This is a genomic window from Bradyrhizobium sp. B097 (assembly GCF_038957035.1).
In the GTDB taxonomy this organism is placed as follows: domain Bacteria; phylum Pseudomonadota; class Alphaproteobacteria; order Rhizobiales; family Xanthobacteraceae; genus Bradyrhizobium.
In genome coordinates this window covers 1189363-1206604 of sequence record NZ_CP152412.1, presented here as the reverse complement: position 1 = coordinate 1206604, position 17242 = coordinate 1189363, and the positions used below count along the sequence as shown (strand labels likewise).

Annotated in this window: 14 protein-coding genes and 4 pseudogenes; 9 read left to right on the top strand and 9 right to left on the bottom strand. The window is 59.8% G+C overall.

Annotation, left to right across the window (positions count from 1 at the left end; all coding sequences use genetic code 11):
- From AAFG07_RS05485 to AAFG07_RS05475, 3 genes are all read right to left on the bottom strand, one after another.
- Window positions 1–879, bottom strand: coding sequence for an ABC transporter permease (locus tag AAFG07_RS05485; RefSeq protein ID WP_342726348.1), 879 nt, complete (start codon window positions 877–879; stop codon window positions 1–3).
- A gap of 79 nt (window positions 880–958) precedes the next feature.
- The gene (locus tag AAFG07_RS05480) at window positions 959–2455 is read right to left on the bottom strand and encodes a sugar ABC transporter ATP-binding protein (RefSeq protein ID WP_342729060.1); all 1497 of its coding nucleotides are present in this window, start codon (window positions 2453–2455) and stop codon (window positions 959–961) included.
- Between the two features lie 77 nt (window positions 2456–2532).
- Window positions 2533–3609: a substrate-binding domain-containing protein gene (locus tag AAFG07_RS05475; RefSeq protein ID WP_342726347.1), complete on the bottom strand. Its 1077-nt coding sequence runs from the start codon at window positions 3607–3609 to the stop codon at window positions 2533–2535.
- A 319-nt stretch (window positions 3610–3928) separates the two neighbouring features.
- Between AAFG07_RS05475 and AAFG07_RS05470 the strand changes: the two genes are divergently transcribed.
- The 4 genes and pseudogenes from AAFG07_RS05470 to AAFG07_RS05455 all read left to right on the top strand — a co-directional run.
- Window positions 3929–4591 (top strand): SGNH/GDSL hydrolase family protein, encoded by a 663-nt coding sequence (locus AAFG07_RS05470; RefSeq protein ID WP_342726346.1) that lies wholly within the window; start codon window positions 3929–3931, stop codon window positions 4589–4591.
- 48 nt (window positions 4592–4639) lie between these two features.
- Window positions 4640–5722, top strand: coding sequence for an ROK family transcriptional regulator (locus AAFG07_RS05465; RefSeq protein ID WP_342729059.1), 1083 nt, complete (start codon window positions 4640–4642; stop codon window positions 5720–5722).
- Window positions 5723–5793: 71 nt separating this feature from the next.
- On the top strand, window positions 5794–6237 hold the full coding sequence (locus tag AAFG07_RS05460) for a tripartite tricarboxylate transporter permease (protein WP_342726345.1): 444 nt from the start codon (window positions 5794–5796) through the stop codon (window positions 6235–6237).
- A gap of 333 nt (window positions 6238–6570) precedes the next feature.
- Window positions 6571–6929 (top strand): annotated as a pseudogene (locus AAFG07_RS05455) (transposase domain-containing protein); the annotation flags it as partial.
- Window positions 6930–8243: 1314 nt separating this feature from the next.
- Here AAFG07_RS05455 and AAFG07_RS05450 read toward each other — a convergent pair.
- From AAFG07_RS05450 to AAFG07_RS05435, 4 genes and pseudogenes are all read right to left on the bottom strand, one after another.
- Window positions 8244–8424: pseudogene (locus tag AAFG07_RS05450) on the bottom strand (hypothetical protein); the annotation flags it as partial.
- A gap of 209 nt (window positions 8425–8633) precedes the next feature.
- Complete coding sequence (locus AAFG07_RS05445; protein WP_342726344.1) at window positions 8634–9953, bottom strand: glycoside hydrolase family 130 protein; 1320 nt, start codon at window positions 9951–9953, stop codon at window positions 8634–8636.
- 6 nt (window positions 9954–9959) lie between these two features.
- On the bottom strand, window positions 9960–12245 hold the full coding sequence (locus AAFG07_RS05440; protein ID WP_342726343.1) for a glycosyltransferase family 4 protein: 2286 nt from the start codon (window positions 12243–12245) through the stop codon (window positions 9960–9962).
- Complete coding sequence (locus AAFG07_RS05435) at window positions 12242–13171, bottom strand: class I mannose-6-phosphate isomerase (RefSeq protein ID WP_342726342.1); 930 nt, start codon at window positions 13169–13171, stop codon at window positions 12242–12244. The genes AAFG07_RS05440 and AAFG07_RS05435 overlap by 4 nt, the downstream gene beginning before the upstream one ends.
- A 562-nt stretch (window positions 13172–13733) precedes the next feature.
- Here AAFG07_RS05435 and AAFG07_RS05430 point away from each other — a divergent pair.
- From AAFG07_RS05430 to AAFG07_RS05420, 3 genes are all read left to right on the top strand, one after another.
- Entirely contained in the window at window positions 13734–14105 is a 372-nt protein-coding gene (locus AAFG07_RS05430; protein WP_342726341.1) for a signal transduction histidine kinase, read from the top strand.
- Between the two features lie 341 nt (window positions 14106–14446).
- A complete protein-coding gene (locus AAFG07_RS05425) occupies window positions 14447–14680 on the top strand; it encodes a hypothetical protein (protein WP_342726340.1) in 234 nt (77 codons plus the stop codon).
- Window positions 14658–14744, top strand: coding sequence for a hypothetical protein (locus tag AAFG07_RS05420; RefSeq protein WP_342729058.1), 87 nt, complete (start codon window positions 14658–14660; stop codon window positions 14742–14744). The genes AAFG07_RS05425 and AAFG07_RS05420 overlap by 23 nt, the downstream gene beginning before the upstream one ends.
- A gap of 98 nt (window positions 14745–14842) precedes the next feature.
- Here the strand turns inward: AAFG07_RS05420 and AAFG07_RS05415 are convergent, their stop codons facing one another.
- The gene (locus AAFG07_RS05415) at window positions 14843–15079 is read right to left on the bottom strand and encodes a zinc-finger domain-containing protein (RefSeq protein WP_342726339.1); all 237 of its coding nucleotides are present in this window, start codon (window positions 15077–15079) and stop codon (window positions 14843–14845) included.
- A gap of 179 nt (window positions 15080–15258) precedes the next feature.
- Window positions 15259–16153, bottom strand: a pseudogene (rpoH, locus tag AAFG07_RS05410) (RNA polymerase sigma factor RpoH).
- A gap of 100 nt (window positions 16154–16253) precedes the next feature.
- On the opposite strand from rpoH, the gene AAFG07_RS05405 reads away from it, so the two are divergent.
- Window positions 16254–16856, top strand: a complete 603-nt coding sequence (locus tag AAFG07_RS05405) for a MarR family transcriptional regulator (protein ID WP_342726338.1) — start codon at window positions 16254–16256, stop codon at window positions 16854–16856.
- A 34-nt stretch (window positions 16857–16890) separates the two neighbouring features.
- A pseudogene (gene fdxA / locus AAFG07_RS05400) lies at window positions 16891–17225 on the top strand (ferredoxin FdxA).
- Window positions 17226–17242 lie beyond the last annotated feature (17 nt).

Here is a 17242-nt window from a genome sequence, read left to right as displayed (position 1 = left end):
CTACAGGCCAATTGTCTTGCGGGGCTGGAGCGAGATCACGGCAAGCAGGATCAGACCTTTCACGATCGTCTGGATGAAGGCCGAGACGTTGAGCAGGTTCATGCCATTTGCGATGACCGCCAGAAGCGCGCAGCCGATGACAGTGCCGTGGAGGCTGCCGATTCCCCCGGCAAGTTGGGTGCCGCCAAGCGCAACGGCGGTGATCGAGTCGACCGCATATTGCGTCCCGATGTTTGGGTCCCCCGAAACGATGCGACCCGCCAGAAAGATGCCGGCCACGGCGGCGAAACAGGAACTCAGGACATAGGCGGCGAGGACATTGCGCTGTTCGGCGATACCGAAGGTACCTGCCGTTTCACCTCCGCCGATCGCGAAGAGGTGCAAACCGAAACGGGAGCCGTGCACCACCTTCCACGCCACCAGTATTGCAACGATCACCCAAATGACCGGCATGTAGATGCCCAAAAGCCGACCGCTCACCAGAGCAAGAATCTCCGGTGGGACCATGCCTCCAGCGGAGGGCCTGACAAACATCGTAACGCCCTGCACAATGCCCATCATGGAGAGGGTTGCGATGATTGGGTGCACTCTGAACGTGGTTACCGAGATCCCGTTCAGGAGGCCGATCGCTGCTGCCGCGAGCATGACCGCGGGCACCGAAACGTAGACCGGGACATTAAGCGACAGAATCCCCGTGGTCAGACTTACGACAGAGCCGACTGATAGATCGAGGCCTCTGACAAGGATCACGATCATCTGTCCGATGCTCACGAGGATGAGCGGCGCCGCCTGTGCGATCAGGTTGAGAATATTCTGTGAGCTCGCGAACTCAGCTGTCGAGAAGGCCAGGCCTGCACAACAGGCTAGAGCGACGATCAACGGGACCGTCCACAACCCGTCCCGTGAGTTTGCTCCTAGAAACATGCGACCAAGTTGGCTCATCGCTGTTGTGTTCCCCTCAACCATGCAGAGCGGCTTCGAGAATGGCGTGCTCGGTAGCCGATTTGGCGGGCATCTCGGCAACCACATGCTTGTCATGGACGACGTACAGCCGGTCGCAAAGCCCAATCAGCTCCAGGGTCTCTCGCGAGAGGACAACGACTGAACCGCCGGCGTTCGCATAGTCGCGAAGGAGCTTGTAGATCTCTGCTTTCGCGCCGACGTCGACACCTCGTGTTGGCTCTTCAATGATCAATATGTCGGCCCCCAGGGCCAGATATCGTCCCAGAAGAACCTTTTGCTGGTTTCCGCCAGAGAGCGCGTTCACCGGCAGCGACGGCCTTGCAGCCTTTATGGAAAGGCTCTTCATCGAGTTTGCAATCACCTCGCGATGAGCCGCAGCCGGCTTCAGTTCAAAATGCCGGCTGTGCAGTCCGATGGTGAGATTGTGCGCGAGCGAGAGATCAAGAAACAAGCCTTCGAGCTTTCTGTCCTCGGGCACAAAGCCGAGGCCTAGCGCCTGCATCTCGCGAATGCCGCGCTCTTCTGAGAGCGGGAAGGCGAACTCGCGTCCTCTGACGGCGACCTTGCCGCCGTGGGGCACGTATTCGCCGACGAGCGACCTGACAAGCTCCCTCTGCCCCTGCCCTTCCAGACCTGCAAGTGCGACGATCTCGCCGCGCCGGAGCACGATTGAACACGGCGTCGCGTCGGGAGTCAGTCGAAGACCGTCGATCGAGAGAACGACCTCGCCCTGCGTTTGATCCGGCCGCGGCGGGAATAGCTCGCTCAGCTCGCGGCCGACCATCATCCCGATCAGCTGCTTGGGACGGATTGACGAGACTGGCACGGTGTCCACGTTGCGACCATCCTTCAGCACGGTGATGGTGTCGCAGACCTTGAATATCTCTTCCATGCGGTGCGAGATGTAGACGACGGCCTTCTGCTGCTTCTTGAGCGACAGAATCTGAGTATTGAGAACTTCGACGTCCGCGGCATTGAGCGCGGCCGTTGGTTCGTCGAGAATGACCACGTCTGCGCGTGCCGAAATGCCGCGGGCGATCTCCACAAACTGCCGCTCCGCGATCGAGAGATTTCCGACGAGGGTCGCTGGATCGAGTTTCAGGCCTAGGCCGTACAAGACCTCCTTCGCTTCCCGCTCCATCCGGGCACTGTCGGTTACGCCGAACCTTGCAACTGGCTCCTTGCCAAGGAACATGTTCTCGGCAATCGACAGATTGGGAAGCAGCGAATGCTCCTGAAACACTGTCGATACACCGGCATCGAGCGCCTTGCGAGGCGAGGCGAAGCGGACGATCCGCCCGTTCTTCCGAATCATGCCGCCGTCAGGCTGAACGACGCCAGCCAAGATCTTCATGAGGGTCGATTTGCCGGCCCCGTTTTCTCCCACGAGCGCGTGAACGGATCCGGGAATCAGTTGAAAATCGACGTTCTCGAGCGCGGCAGTCCCCCCGAAAGATTTCGAGACGGATGTCATCTGGACAAGCGGCTGCATGGTCATCGCTTCGATCCAAGGCGGAATAAGTGGAAGGGGGTGCCGGCGCACCAAATGGGCGCCGGCACCAACGGAGATCAGTGCTTGCCGTAATACTTCTGCAGATCCTGCTCGGTCAGGCTTGTTGGGAACCAGGCATTCGCGCTCAGATCCTTGCGATAATATTTCTTGGCTTTCTCCAAATCCCAGCCTTCGGGCTCATAGATGTAGCGCTTATGGAGTTGCTTGCCCTCGAGCAGAGCGACCGCGGCGCGCACGCCGGCAGCGCCCTGTTCCGGACCATACTCCGGCGAGATGGAAGGGAAACCGAGTTCAATCCACCTGGCAAAGAAGCCGTTGTTGCCTTCACCGGTGATAGGCGGAATCTTTGCGCCATATTGCTGAAAGACATCGACGCAGGCGCGGGTCATATCGGCACCCGATGACCAGATGCCATCGACCTGCGGATCATTCAGATAGAGGGTCTCGCAGACCTGCTTGCCGACGTCATATTGCCACTTGCCGGCATCTTCCGCGATGATCTTGACGTCGGTACCTTTGATCGCTTCCAGAAGCCCCTTGTAGCGGTTGATGTCCTCGGGGTGCGCCGGAAGTCCACGCAAGACCCAGATCTTTCCCTTGCCGCCGAGCTGCTTGACAAGGAAGTCTCCCATCACCTTTCCGAAGTGGACACCTCCGCCCTGGATGTCGACAGTGTATTTGTCTGTCTCGGTTAGGCCGGTGTGGACGATAACGGGAATGCCGGCGGCGACGGCTTTTTCAATGCCGGCATCGGCAGAGGTTGGCGTCAGCGGTGTCACGATGATCGCATCGACCTTTTGCGCAACCAGATCTTCGATGTCGGCGACTTGCTTGGCCTGACTGATATTGGCGTCGAGCAGGATGAATTGACCAACTCGCTTGTCGAGCTTAGCGGCCGCTTCCGCGTCATGCGCCATCTGGACCGTCCAGGTGTTGGCGTTCACGCCAAAATGGCTCATCCCGATCTTCCATGGCCCGTCCTTCTTGAACTGGTTCGGTGCCGTCGTGCGCTCATCGCCCGGCCGTGGCGTGACGCCATTCATCAAGTTGACTTCCTGGGCGCGAACCTGCGTCCAGGCAGTCAACGTCGCGGTGACAAGTCCAATTCCGAGAAGTTTAAGTCCCTGGTGCATGAATCCCTCCTTCAACGCAGTTGAAGCCCCAATTCTCTTCGGTAGGGAAAGCAGAGCGCAGGTCAGCGCGCGTCCGCCGCAGCACGGCGTACGTGGTCGCATCCATTTAAGTTGATGGATCAGCTCCTCTCGACGAAGAGCTTGCCTGTTGGCGTTCTACTCCCTGTGCTGGCGGGCTTTTCAGTCCGCCGCGAGCCTACGATGCACAGCGTCACTCCCGGTGTCAATAGTTATTCAGATTGAATGATCAATTGGTCTGTTGCAGACTCTGGATTGCGGAGACAATGATGGCACCGAAAAAGCACAGGGATTCAGGACGATGCGGGTGCGTTCGGTTCTATGTTTCGGAGACTCCAATACCCACGGCCAAATACCGGGTCGCGGGCCGCTTGAACGCTTCGATCGACACACCCGGTGGCCGGGTGTGCTTCAGGCCGAGCTGGGGCCGAAGTGGTACGTCGTCGAGGAGGGTCTGAGCGGAAGGACGACCGTTCATGACGATCCCATCGAGGGAGCGCACAAGAACGGCCGGACCTATCTGCGCCCGTGCATCCAGAGCCACACCATTCTCGACCTCGTCATCATCATGCTGGGCACCAATGACCTCAAGGTGCGATTCAACAAGCCACCTTCCGAGGTCGCGATGGGAATGGGGTGCCTGATTTACGACATACGAGAATTGGCGCCAGGACCCGGAGGAAGCGTACCCGAGATCATGATCGTTGCACCTCCTCCAATGCTCGACGACATCAAGGAGTGGAAATCAATCTTTGCAGGGGGACCGGAGAAGTCACGACAGCTTGCCCTAGAATTCGAAATCATGGCGGATTCCCTGGGCGTGCATTTCTTCAACGCGGGGGCCATATGCCAATGCGATGAGGCAGACGGATTTCACCTGAACGCCGAGGCGCATCGTGCACTGGGGGCAGCGCTGGCGCAGGAGATCGAGGCGATCGGATGGCCTAGCGAGGCTCCGCGCTGAGTGAAATCGCGCCTGAGTTCTTCAGAGAGGAGCAGTTCCTTGCCTGACATGCGATTTGCGCCACCGAACCCGCTGCGGATTGCAGACCGGGCGAGCGGCCTCAATGCGCCTAGCGTGAGAAGCTACAATGAACGCCTTGTGCTCTCATTGCTGTTGCAGAGCTCTGGAATTTCTCGCCTCGAGATCGGCGAGAAAACCGGTCTTTCCGCACAGACCGTATCTGTCATCGTGCGTTCGCTCGAGCAGGAAGGCCTTGTCTCGAAAGGTGAGGCCCAGCGTGGTCGCGTCGGGCCGCCGACGATTCCCCTCTCCCTCAATCCCGAGGGAGCATTCTCAATCGGCGTGAGCTTCGGCGAGAGCGCGGTCGATATTGCCGTCATCGATTTCGTCGGCGAGGTGCAGCACCACGCTGCGCATCCATATTCGGCCTTGCAGGGATCCGGCGCGCTCGCTGCGAAGATCGAGGAGACTCTCGCGGCGCTTCCGCCATCGAGCCGAACCCGAGTTGCGGGCATCGGACTGGCGGCTCCCAACGAAGCAGGCTCACCACGTCATGTGAGAGACCTCTTGGGGAGCGACCTGCCAAGTCTACAGGCTAGCATTGAGAGCGCTCTTAATCTTTCCGTATACATCCAGGATGACATAACGGCGGCTGCAGGCGGGGAAAGCCTGTTCGGCGTAGCGCGCTCGCTGCCCGATTTTCTCTTCTTTTATCTGGGTTCTCACCTGCACAGCCGACTCGTCCTGAACTATCAAATTCACAGCGGCAGGTTCGGCATGAGTCATGACGTCGGACTGCTGCGCCTGCGCGAGGAATTGAAGCGGCATGGGCTCGTGCTGAGTGACATCGGACGGGAAACCCTGCCGCCGGCTGCCGCAGAGTACTACGCCGAATGGCGTCGCCTGTATTGCCGCCACCTCGTCGGGGCTGTCCGTTCACTCCTGAGCTTTGTCAGTTTCAACTCAGTGGTCATATCAAGTTACGCACCGCCGAAACTCGGGCAGACGCTATGCTCCGAACTTCATGAGGAGGTACCCGAGGTAGACTTCCTCTACGGCGCGAACTCTGTTGCACCAAAGGCTGTGGGAGCAGCCAACCTACCGTATCACTCGCGCTTTATGGTGCAGTAGGAGTTGCATCTGCAGTGACTTTGTGAGGCCTATGCGCGAGACGTAAGCATGCAGCAGCAGACGGAGCACCAATGCTGGAGCTGTGGGTGGGCAACTGCTTCCTGCTGCTGCTCAACGTGCCGCTGGTGCGGTTCTGGCTGTCGGTCTTCAAGATCCCTTACAACGTGCTGTTTCGGTCGATCCTCTTCTTCTGCTGCATCGGCACCTTCAGCATCAACAACAGTCTCCACGACATCTACACGACGGCGGCTTTCGGGCTGATCGGCTACATCCCGATGCGGCTGTCCTTCGATCCGGCACCGCTGATGCTCGGTTTCATCCTAGGGCCCATGCTGGAGGAGTATTTCAGGCGATCGATGATCATCAGCCGTGGCAACTTCCTGACCTTCTTCGAGCATCCGATCAGCGCGACACTGCTCTCCGTGCTCGGGCTCTTTATTTCCTGGCAAATCTTCGCCACGCTGAAAGCATGGCGCGCAGCGCTCGCCTCCGACGCGAACGCGGCATCAGACTGATCAGGGCCGCAGGAGAGGGAGGGATTCGAACTAACGTGTCACCGTGCTTGCCAGGCTTACCAGGTCTATGGAGGGCCTTAGAGGGCTATGGAGGAGAGATATAGTTCTCATCATCACCCCGGTGCGGCGCGCCAGTCTTTCTCTGATTTACAGCGCGATATGCGCGCCCGAACCGAAATTGCAGTTCTGCCCCATTCGAGCGAGTAAGCAATCAGGAGAATTCGTCGCCGAGTTTAGCCAGTTGTTCGGGAGTTTGAAGCAAAGGCCTCTGGCCAATCTCACCGCCTGCGGGTTGCTGCCCAGCGTCAGGTCCGCTTTTCCGAGCGAGAAATCTGGATGCGCCAGCAGCGAGCCTTACTCTGCACCAAGAACGATACCGCCAAGGCGATCAACTACCTTCTCAACCGCTGGACAGTGTTCACCCGCTTCCTCGACGACGGTCGTGGCTGCTTGTCAAACAACGCAACCGAACGTGCCTTGCGTGGCATCGCGATCGGAGACTCTTGCCGGCCCGGGCGCTGGCGGTGATCAATACGTTGATCGAGACCTGCAAAATGAATGATGTTGATCCGCAACCTTGGCTGGCCGACGTGCTGGCGCGGCTTCCTGATCATCCCGCCAGCCAAGTCGCCCAGCTGCTTCCGTGGACTTGGAAAGCCGCTCAACAATCCAAGACTGCCGCCGCCGCCTAAACGCGCTCAAGCTCCGCGGCCGGGGTCTTCGCCGGACGCGTACGAAATGGACGACCACACTGCGATAGGATTGGCTGAGCGGGCACAGATGGAAGCGGCCGTTGCACAAAACCATTTCTACTGCGCGATCTTGTAAAGGGTAAGAGCGATAAGTTAGGCAACGAAGGCGAGGAGATTCTGTGGATTGGCCAAAGCTACGCGGTCTACCGGCAAGGTCTTCTCGCCGCGGCAACGACTGGACCCGCCGCTTCAAAAAGATCGCCAACGACTCCTATCTGCTCAACGTGGGATCCGCGATCAACATGAAGAAACGCGATTGGACCTTTGTGACGCTGTGCCTCGCTGGAGCGATTTTAGCGGCCGTCGGGAGTTTCAAGGTCGCAATGGGTTATAGGGCCCATCGTGGCGCATCGGACTTCAGCAGTTCGCATCGGCCCCCGCTAACCCCTGGACATGGCGCGGCCTACCCGCTCTTGGGGAGCGTTTCGGGTTTGGTTCCCTTCCACGCCTTGGCTTATTTTGTGGCATGTCCCGGATTTACGGCGCACAATGACGATGTCACCGCCCGGTACCGTGGCAAACATCGGTGATGAGAACGCCGGTCGCGCTCCCGCCAATCCCGAAGGGATGGAGCAGCGCATGCATAGGCATCGTCGTATTCAACGATCTGAAACGCGTCAAATTAGACTGACACAAGCGGCTGTTCGCTTGCGCCAACAAGCGACGGGCACTCTGCCGCGCATCAAACGCGAGCGCCTTATCTGCAGAGCCCAACAAGCCGATACGGCCTCCCAGATGAACGAGTGGCTTTCCTCGCCCCGGGGCTGAGCACACTAGGTTCAAACGGGTCGCTGCACCGCCGCGATGCCTCCTAGAACGAAAAGCCCGGCCACGAGGGCCGGGCTGATCGGAAACATATTCGAAGACGGACAATCCATAGAACTAACGCGTATCGACCCTGCAGTCGATGCACAAAGCGACAGTAGACGTCCGTAACACCACGGTGTCCTGAACAGGGCGTGACCAGCGAGTGCTCCCGCCGCCGCCACGACATCGCCAGTGCCGAGAATGTTGATGACGGTTACAGCCGGCAAGCGCTTCGGTCTTAATCCTTGACTAAGCGACGCAGGTGGAAAGGAACTGCCATGCATCGCAACCTCGATGTTTTCAAAGACGCCTTGTTTTGGAGTGCAATGGCCTTCGGCGTGTCGCCAATCGTCTTGAGCGGCGCGCTTCTAGTGTGGCTACATTGACAGTCTCCGAATTGGAGCAGCGCAAGGCCGGCTCGGCTGCTGGCGATCTTCCTCGGCTCCTGGCGATCTTCCGGTCCGTCCAGTCCTTCCGCGCCGCGTGAGCACCATCGCCGCGAGATTGGCGATGTGTTCTGAACGCGGTAACCGTCGAACTTGATTTCGTGAATCCATTGTTTGCCGGAGGGGACGCGGTCGATCAAGGGCGCCAGGGAAACGACCTCAGAGCGGGATCGCCGGTGGATGAGAAGGCAATGACGCCGAGCTTGCTCAACGCCAGTCTCTCTGCCGTCTGCAGTGCGCCCCTCGCCGTCTTGCAGGCGATCGGAACATCGGCTTTCAGATATCCTCCCCGACCGGCGTTGAACGCTTGGACGAAGTAACTTATTCCGCGAGCCATGCGCGTCTCCTTGTGGCGCCTCTTTGCGCGCAGATACGCCGGGCCACTTCGGATTCAGGAAATCGACTGCAGCAGCGCAGAAATCTTGATGGTCGCGAAGTTAGAGAAGGTGTCTGACACGGCGTACGGCAAAATGAGTTGATCGTTGTGGGTCATCGCCCCGCAGGTGTAGACCACATTGGGAACGTATCCTTCACGCTCGGATGGTTCGGGCCTCAACAACGGTTCGCTCGAACGCGCCAGCACCTTCGATGGGTCGCGCTTATCGAGCAGTGCCGCACCAATGGTATATTTTCGCACCGGACCGACTCCGTGCGTCAGCAGCAGCCAGCCCTCTTCCAGTTCGATCGGTGATCCGCAATTTCCGATCTGCACGAACTCCCACGGAAATTGCGGTTTGAGGATGGCTTGACCGCCATCCCATCTGTACAGGTCGTCCGAATAGATCAGATAAAGATTCTCGTTGTCCTGCCGAGCTATCATGGCGTACTTGCCGTCGATCCTGCGCGGAAACAGGGCCATGCCCTTGTTGCGCGCGGCAGCGCCTTGCAGGGCCGACATTCGGAATGACAGGAAGTCGCGGGTCTCGATCAACTCCGATCGGATCGCTGTTCCCTTATACGCCGTATAGGTCGCATAATAGGTTTTCTGGGCGCCATCGGCAAATTCGACGAAGCGGGCGTCCTCTATGCCGTGCGATTGCGAGTCCGTTATCGGAAAGATGACGCGTTCGCTGATGTCCTGATCCGGCTCGAAGGTGAGCTCGACCTCGTCGCCGATTGGTCCCGGTATCAAGTATTTGACCCGGGGGCTTGAAGCGAGCCGAACTGTCGGGTCGATGGCAATGCTGCCGTCGGCCGCGATGATGCCGGCGCGAAACGTCAGTGACGACACGTGGCCTTCGCCAACGGCACGGAGGCTGAGAACAAAACGCACGCTGCCTGTCGCTGTCCCTGACTGGTCGGGGTGCGGAACGATGCTGGGATTGAACAGCGCCGATGCTTCGAATGAGTACTCGTTCATGAAATAGGCGCCGACAAGCTGACGCTGAACGACTGAAAACGTACCGTGCGCCGCGAGAGCTTCTTCCATTTCATCGGCGCGGCGTTCAAACGTCTCCAGCAGGTTGCGATGCCGGCCCTGGAAGTTATCCAGCACGTCCGCCAGCTGGGCGGCTGCGGCCTTCGAGTCGAGATCGAGAACGCGTTCGACGATATGGTTGGCGCGCGTCTTGTCGGTCGGGTTAAGATCGCGCGGTTCGGTCGCCGGCTTGAACGGGCGCACGATCACGCGCGCGGGATCAGGACGCAGATGGAGTGCCTGCCGATTCAGAAAAGTGGCTTGCAATGAAGTTCCTCTGTTCGCCCGCGTCATGCCAGATCAGGTGCCGACGGCCCGAAGCGATACCGGGTTTTTTGGGTTGACGTCGGCGCGCCCAAGCTGACGGATATCGGCAACCGCCAGGAGATAGGATACGACTGACTCGCCTCCGCAGTTTTCATTGGCACGATCGGGGTGCAGACCGTCGCGGCAACTGCCAGTCTCGGAATCGACGAGCGCAACCGACAGATCGTTGCTGCCGAGAAACCAGCAGAACACCCGTGTTGCGAGCGTCTTCCATTCCGCATCGCCGTCCGCGCGCCACGCGGTCAGGCAGGCCGCAATCGTCGCTGTGGCCTCCAACGGCTGTTGATCGAACGCGCGAGGGGGTTTTCGGCGATCGCCGAACCCGGCGGTACCGACCGGCCTGAAATGGCCCGTTGCCCCCTGTTGGGTCGTCAGCCAGCGCAGGGATCTCAGCCCGGCCTCGACGTAGCTGGGTGTCTGCGTCGCCATGCCCGTTGCGATCAAAGCCTGAGGCAAGCGCGCATTGTCGTAAGCGAGGCCCTCCTCGAACCACACCCAGTCCGGCGTCTCGACCGACGACAGACCGGACATCAGCCTGTCGGCAAGAAGATGACGGATTTCCCTGGCGTGAAGATCATCGGGAGCGGTCGCACAATAGGCGTCCAGACCAAGCAACGTGAAGGCCCATGCGCGAGGTGAACGAAACGACGCCGCGGCAGGTAGTGCTTCGGCAAACAGGGTAGCGGCCCAGCGGCGCCGTGACGCGCTGGCGTCCTTGCGCGCGCAACCGCCCAGGGCCCACAACGTTCGCCCGTGACTGTCCTCGGACCCCCTGTCTTCGAGCCAGGTTCGGTTGAAGCCCATGAAGTTACGAAATCGTCTGGTGTCAGGATTCCAGGCATGCTGCACGAAAGCCGCAAAGCAGCCCGTCAGAATTTCCGGAAGGGGCTGCTCGCCCGGTTCATTGAGCGCGCAAGCCAGTAGCAGCGCGCGGGCGTTGTCGTCCACGCAGTAACCGTGCGCGCGATCGGGTACCGAATGCACGGCGTGCTGGAACAGGCCGGTATCGTCGCACATCGATAGAAAGTGCTCCAATCGCATGTCGGGCGCTCCCGCGGGGCTGAGCGGCGCTATCGCCTCAGGCGCGGCGCGCGCGATCAGCTTCAGTCGGTGGCCCTGCCGCGCATGCTCGAAGGCGGTTATGTAATGCTCGGCGGCGCGCTCCCATGTCATCGACCGGCTGGCGGCATAGGCCCGCTTGCGCATCGCCTGCCGGCGGGGGGCGTCGGTGAGCAATTCCGCGATTTCGTGGCCGATCCCCGCTGCATCCCCAAAGGAAACGAGGATGCCGCGCCCATCGGCCAGCAACTCGCGCGCATGCCAATAAGGTGTCGAGACGACCGGTTTTCCGAGGCCAAAGCTGTAGGCCAGCGTACCCGACGTCATCTGTGCTTCGTTGAGGTAGGGCGTGACGTAGACATCGCACATCGAGATGAACTCGAGCAGCGTGGCTTGGTCAACGAACTGATTGAGAAATACGACGTGATCTTCGACGCCGAGTTCGCGCACGCGTGCCGTCAGGCTTTCGCGATAGGCTTCGCCTTGATCGCGAACCAGGTTGGGGTGGGTCGCGCCGAGCACGACATACACCGCATCCGGTCGTCGTTTCAGGATCGAAGGCATGGCGTCGATCATGACCTCGATGCCCTTGCTGGGCGACAACAGCCCGAATGTCAGAATGACGGAGCGGCCGCTGAATCCCAATCTTGCTTTTGCCGTGTCCGGCGCGACAAACGGAAAGTCGGGGATGCCGTGGGCAATGACTTCGATCTTCTCGTGCGGCACCCGATAGACGCTATGCAGCAGCTCACGGCCCTTGTCGGCCATCACGACGACCCTCGCGGACGCCTCGACGATTCGCTCCGTTACCGTGCGCTGGATCGCACTGGGGCTTGCCAGCACGGTGTGCAATGTGGTGACGACCGGCATGGTCAGGCGTGTCAGCAATTCGAGGATGTGGGCGCCGGCGTCGCCGCCGAAAATCCCGAATTCGTGCTGCAGGCAGACGACGTCAAATCGACCAGCGTTCAGGGAAGCTGCGGCGCGGGCATATTCCTGAAGGTTGTCGTCCCTGATCTGCAGGACGACCGACGCAGGATAGTCATAGGTCTGATCGCGGTCGGTCATCGCCACGACGCAGGCCTGCAGGTGTGGTCCTGAATTCGAGATCGCGCGTAGCAGGTCGGTCGTGAATGTCGCAATGCCGCAGTGGCGAGGCAGCGAATTGCCGATCAGCGCAATCCTGCGGGGCGGCGTCACGTACGAGCCTCTGCCAGGACGATCGGATCATCGGGCACCGCTGATTGAGCGGGTTGGGTTGAGGGCTCGCAGAGTCTCTGCAAGAGCGAAGCAATTGGCCGAGCCGCCGGATACGCAATCAGGGCGGCCAAGCCGTTGGCGCCAACCTCGATGCTGCTACGGCCACCGCCGACGAATACCGCCTGCCCGATCGATACCGTGGCCAATCCGATCGCCGCATGGCCGTCGAGAACAAGAACCCACGTCTCGGGTTCCGCAACCAGCGCCCAGCTTGAAGCCTCCTGCAGGTCAACGTGCTCGAGCACGAAATGCCGGCTGGCGACGAGAACCGTCCGTTCATCGGTGAGGCAGGTCGGGCCGGCTCGGGGTCGAAGCGGCCAGGTGTTGGCAACCGCGACGCCGTTTTCGATGTGCAATTCACGCGCTCTGTCATAGTCGAACAGGCGGAACGTGGTGTCGCAGCGCTGCTGAATTTCGGCCAGCACGATGCCGGCGCCGAGGGCGTGAATGGTGCCGGCGGGAATGGAGATGACATCGCCTTTCGCAACTGGACGCCATTGAACCAGGTCGACGATCGAGCCGTTGGCGATTGACGCCCGCAATTCCTGTGGCGTCACCCGGTGCCTCAAACCGATGCCGATCTGCGCGCCCGGCTTCGCCGAGATGATATACCAAGCTTCGCTCTTGCCGTTCGGCATCCCCTTCGCGCGCGCGAAGGTGTCGTCCGGATGGACCTGGATGGACAATGGCCCGCTTGTGAACAACAGCTTGAGCAGCAGCGCAGGGACAGGAGCGTTCTCGTCGGCTCGCTCGAACCACAGCTCCCCCACGGCGTCACCCGTACCGTCGATGTCGCTCCATGGCTGAAGATCGCTGACGCCCCAGGGCTTGTGCACGGCCCGCACGGATGCGTGTTCGATGGGCATGGTTGTCCTGACGCGTGACGCGCACGCCGGAGCGACGTGCCGCTGCTCGATCTCGTCGATTACGATTTGCTTGGCTAAGGCGTCGCGTCTCCGGACACGCGTTCTTGCAGGAAGCCGGTGACGCTATCGATCATATGGAGACTGGTGCATCCAATAGCAAGCTTTTCGCGATGCGCGGTCGCTACAGTAGAAACAGTGCTTACAGCAATTGCCTTGGCGATTTCTCTCGACATCGTGCAAGAAAGGGCGTCTGCTGCACTTATCACCGTCCACCCTTGGCTGCTATCGGTGACTGAGAGACCTGTACTCCCGCCACAGAGAGGGAGGTCAGTATGTCCACCATCCCACAATTCAAACTGCATGAGTGGATCGTCCCTCCAGTTATGGTGCCGGTTTTCCTCGGTCTGATGATTGCCGGAGCGGTCATTATCCAGTGGTGATGCCGCGGCAGCGGATGTCCGGCGCGACGCCCCATTGAGGCGCCGCCGCACCGTCGTGGTGGGCAAAGACCCGTTCCGCGAGGAGTCGCGGTGTGAACGTACGCCAACAAGAGGAGGACTCCATGTCGCTTACACAATTCCGCGTCGATGACGGACTGCATGCCATGGACGGGTTACGACTTTTTGCCCGAGATGGAACTGAATCGGTCGAAGCGTTCATAGGCCGCAAGGTGATGGACGTCTGGGCCGAGTCGATTGAGCACCTTGGAGGAAGACAAAGTCTGTTCCGCAGTCAATACAACGCGCTTGGCAAGCTGAACCTTGCGGCGCTTGAGCGGATCGTGAGCGCGAAATACCAGCGCGGCACCGCGGCCAACCGCCAGCATCCCTTTGTCGAGGTCCTGTTCTCGGACATCACGGAAAGCGGAGAGGTCCTGAACTTGAGTGAACTCGTCCGTGAGCCCTTGCCGCCGGCATTTCATAGGCTGACTTGAGATCTGCACTGCGAACAGACGACGGATGTTCCGTAAGAAGCGTGACATGGCGCTCACGCGAGGAGGATTTCGGCACGACGACTATGACCGGATGTTGGTTTGGAAGTGGCATGCGCAATTCAGCTCCGCTACCATGGACAACCTGGATGGATGAACTGGAATGCATCCATCACCACATCGCCGGTGCGTACCTTTTGCAGTACGCTCAAGAGCGGTCTTGGAGAGGGACAACGGCCGTCTGTCGAACGGTGAGCAAGTCAACCGCCTCGCAGCTTTGTCTTTGAAGCGTGGCGAGTCAATTGATTTTGGCAGCTACCGGCCGCGGCACTCGAAAGATGTTCATGCCCAAGCAAAAGCTTCACGCGCACGAAGAAGTCTTTAAAGATCATGTCTCCGGTCAGTATGACGAAACCATATTTCGTTTCAGAGTGCCGGGTGGTTGGATTTATACGCACACTATTATCCGGTTTGGTTCGGCCGATAAAAACTATGTAGCCGATACTTTCGTTCCTGACTCTACAGTGGACGTGGATCTTCCAATTCATCCCACGGATGATCCGCGACGCGATCTATGACTTGATCGCGCGCAACCGCTATCGCTGGTTCGGCCGTCGAGACGCTTGCATCCTGCCGAATTAGGATCGTTCGTGGCCATCGTGAGCCGCCCCGAAACTGCAGGACGATGGCGCCTGGCGCCGGCCGGCATGACGAAGGAAACAGCGTTACTGCTTTTCAACTCAGTCCGTATCACCGTAAGCACAATCTGCCGGGTTAGCTTCGTGTGCGCCCAAGCTCGGATCGACGCGGAATAGCGTAGAGCAATAGGGGCAGACGATCTCACTGGCATCGCCCATCTTGAGGTAGATGTGTGGGTGATCTTGCGGCGGTTTATCCCCAATGCACTTGAACTCGCGGCAGCCAATGCGCACGATCGGCACCCCGACTTCATTATGAAACGTCGGATAACTTTCCATCTGCAGCGCGCGGCTTGGGCGCCCGATCGATGATGCAAAGTGCCGTGCATGGATCGTCGACCGAGGGCTCGATCAGCACCCGGTGAGCGGCGCCCCCCTCGCGTCGTTCGGCTGCCGTGAAAACGTACCCATAGCGACGTCCACCGTCAGTTTCTCCTACCACGGGAGAGGGTCGGAAGCTAACGCACCTGCAGAGGCGCCGGGGTCGCCATCGACGCGACGCTCTGAATCATTGCGTTCTGCACCTTCGCGAAGGCGCCCACCTCGATCTGGCGCTCCCGCGAGACGCCGCACTCCTTGGCCAGCTCCACGAGCGTGATCTGTTCCTCGGCAAGCCGGCGCATCTCGAAGATGCGCCGCTCGCGCTTGTTGAGCACGGTGAGCGCATCGGACAGCGTCTTGTGGCGGTTATCGAACTCCTCGCTCGCGGCGAGCGTCGTCTCCTGGTCTGGGGATTCGTCCACCAGCCAGTCCTGCCACTCGCCGGAATCGCCGTCCTCGCGGATCGCGGCATTGAGCGAGGCGTCGCCGCCAAGCCGCCGGTTCATGCAAATCACGTCCGTTTCGGTGACGCCGATCCGCCGGGCGATGATCTTCACCTGGTCCAGCCGCAATATCGCCATCGTCGAGGATGGAGATTTTGCTCTGGGCCTTGCGCAGGTTGAAGAACACCTTCTTCTGGTTGGCCGTGGTGCCCATCTTCACCAGCGACCACGACCGCAGGATGTATTCCTGGATCGCCGCCTTGATCCACCACACGGCGTAGGTGGCGAACCGGAAGCCCTTCTCCGGCTCGAAGCGCTCGACCGCCTGCATCAGGCCGACATTGCCCTCGGAGATCGCCTCAGAGATCGGCAGGCCGTAGCCGCGATAGTCCCTGGCGATCTTGGTCACGAGCCGCAGATGGCTGGTGACCAGCTTGTGCGCCGCGTCGCGATCACCGTGCTCGCGCCAGCGCCTGGCTAGCAGGTATTCTTCCTGGCGCTCCAACATCGGGAACCGCCGGATTTCCGCAAGATAATGGGTGAGGCCGGGTTCGGCCGTGAGGATCGGCAGAGCCACATTGCGGGCCATGATCAAGCCCTCTAACTAGTTTCGAAACAGAATTATCTATACCCGATTATCGATTGTCAAGTTAATTTCGAAACACTATTATATTTCCAAAGAGGCAGTCATGTCAGCGCGCGAAACGGCAGAGCTCCTGCTGCAGGTGGGACGGCTCGTACAAGCTGAGGGCTATGACGGCGAACTCAGTCCGGCCCAATGGATGGCGCTCCGCTTCTTCGCGCGTGCCAACCCGTTCTCGCGGACCCCGTCGGCATTCGCGGAATTTCAAGCGACAACCCGCGGCACTGCAACACAAGCCATTAAGGCGCTTGAAGCAGGTGGGTACTTGGTCCGACAGCCATTCAAGACGGACGGACGAAGCGTAAGTCTGCGACTGACGAGCAAGGGCAAAAAAGCGCTTGCACGCGATCCGTTCGAGGTTCTAGTGCGCGCCGTGGATTCGCTCGACGCGACAGAGCAAACTGCGATGCGTCGAGCCTTGCACCAAGTGCTGTCCACTCTAGCTACGAGTGGTGCGCATCGGCGCTTCGGTGTTTGCCCGGACTGCACGTACTTCGGCAGAGGGGTGTGCGGCAACCTGCCGAGCACGGACCCCTCGGCCGCTGAATGCCTGCTCCTCGGTGTTCCGATTCAGCCAGAGGACGTAGGTCTTCTGTGCGTCCATTTTCAACCTATGAACGAGCACCGCGAGGACGGACACCATGAATGAGTTCACCGCTGCGATCCGCTGAAAGGACGCTTAATTGACCTTCGTCGTCAACGAGAGCTGTATTCGCTGCAAAATCATGGACTGCGTCGACGTGTGCCCCGTAGACTGCTTCTACGAGGGCGAGAACATGCTCGTCATTCACCCGAACGAATGCATCGATTGCGGGGTCTGCGTGCCGGAATGCCCGGTCGACGCGATCAAGCCTGACACCGAGCCGGGGCTTGAGAAATGGCTGTCGCTGAATGCGGAATACGCGAGACTCTGGCCAAATATTACGGTCAAAAAAGCCCCCCGCCCGACTCCAAGGAGTGGGAGGGGAAGCCGGACAAACTCCAATACTTCTCACCAAATCCCGGCGCGAGTGATTGAGGCGGACAGTGCCCGCG

Excerpts from the sequence above, each read along its gene's own strand:
- AAFG07_RS05475 (WP_342726347.1), bottom strand. The coding sequence starts at position 3,609 with ATGCACCAGGGACTTAAACTTCTCGGAATTGGACTTGTCACCGCGACG.
- AAFG07_RS05460 (WP_342726345.1), top strand. The coding sequence starts at position 5,794 with ATGCTGGAGCTGTGGGTGGGCAACTGCTTCCTGCTGCTGCTCAACGTG.
- AAFG07_RS05480 (WP_342729060.1), bottom strand. The coding sequence starts at position 2,455 with ATGCAGCCGCTTGTCCAGATGACATCCGTCTCGAAATCTTTCGGGGGG.
- AAFG07_RS05445 (WP_342726344.1), bottom strand. The coding sequence starts at position 9,953 with ATGACGCGGGCGAACAGAGGAACTTCATTGCAAGCCACTTTTCTGAAT.
- AAFG07_RS05405 (WP_342726338.1), top strand. The coding sequence starts at position 16,254 with ATGTCAGCGCGCGAAACGGCAGAGCTCCTGCTGCAGGTGGGACGGCTC.
- AAFG07_RS05415 (WP_342726339.1), bottom strand. The coding sequence starts at position 15,079 with ATGGAAAGTTATCCGACGTTTCATAATGAAGTCGGGGTGCCGATCGTG.
- AAFG07_RS05435 (WP_342726342.1), bottom strand. The coding sequence starts at position 13,171 with ATGCCCATCGAACACGCATCCGTGCGGGCCGTGCACAAGCCCTGGGGC.
- AAFG07_RS05420 (WP_342729058.1), top strand. The coding sequence starts at position 14,658 with ATGATCCGCGACGCGATCTATGACTTGATCGCGCGCAACCGCTATCGC.
- AAFG07_RS05430 (WP_342726341.1), top strand. The coding sequence starts at position 13,734 with ATGTCGCTTACACAATTCCGCGTCGATGACGGACTGCATGCCATGGAC.
- AAFG07_RS05425 (WP_342726340.1), top strand. The coding sequence starts at position 14,447 with ATGCCCAAGCAAAAGCTTCACGCGCACGAAGAAGTCTTTAAAGATCAT.
- AAFG07_RS05465 (WP_342729059.1), top strand. The coding sequence starts at position 4,640 with ATGCGATTTGCGCCACCGAACCCGCTGCGGATTGCAGACCGGGCGAGC.
- AAFG07_RS05470 (WP_342726346.1), top strand. The coding sequence starts at position 3,929 with ATGCGGGTGCGTTCGGTTCTATGTTTCGGAGACTCCAATACCCACGGC.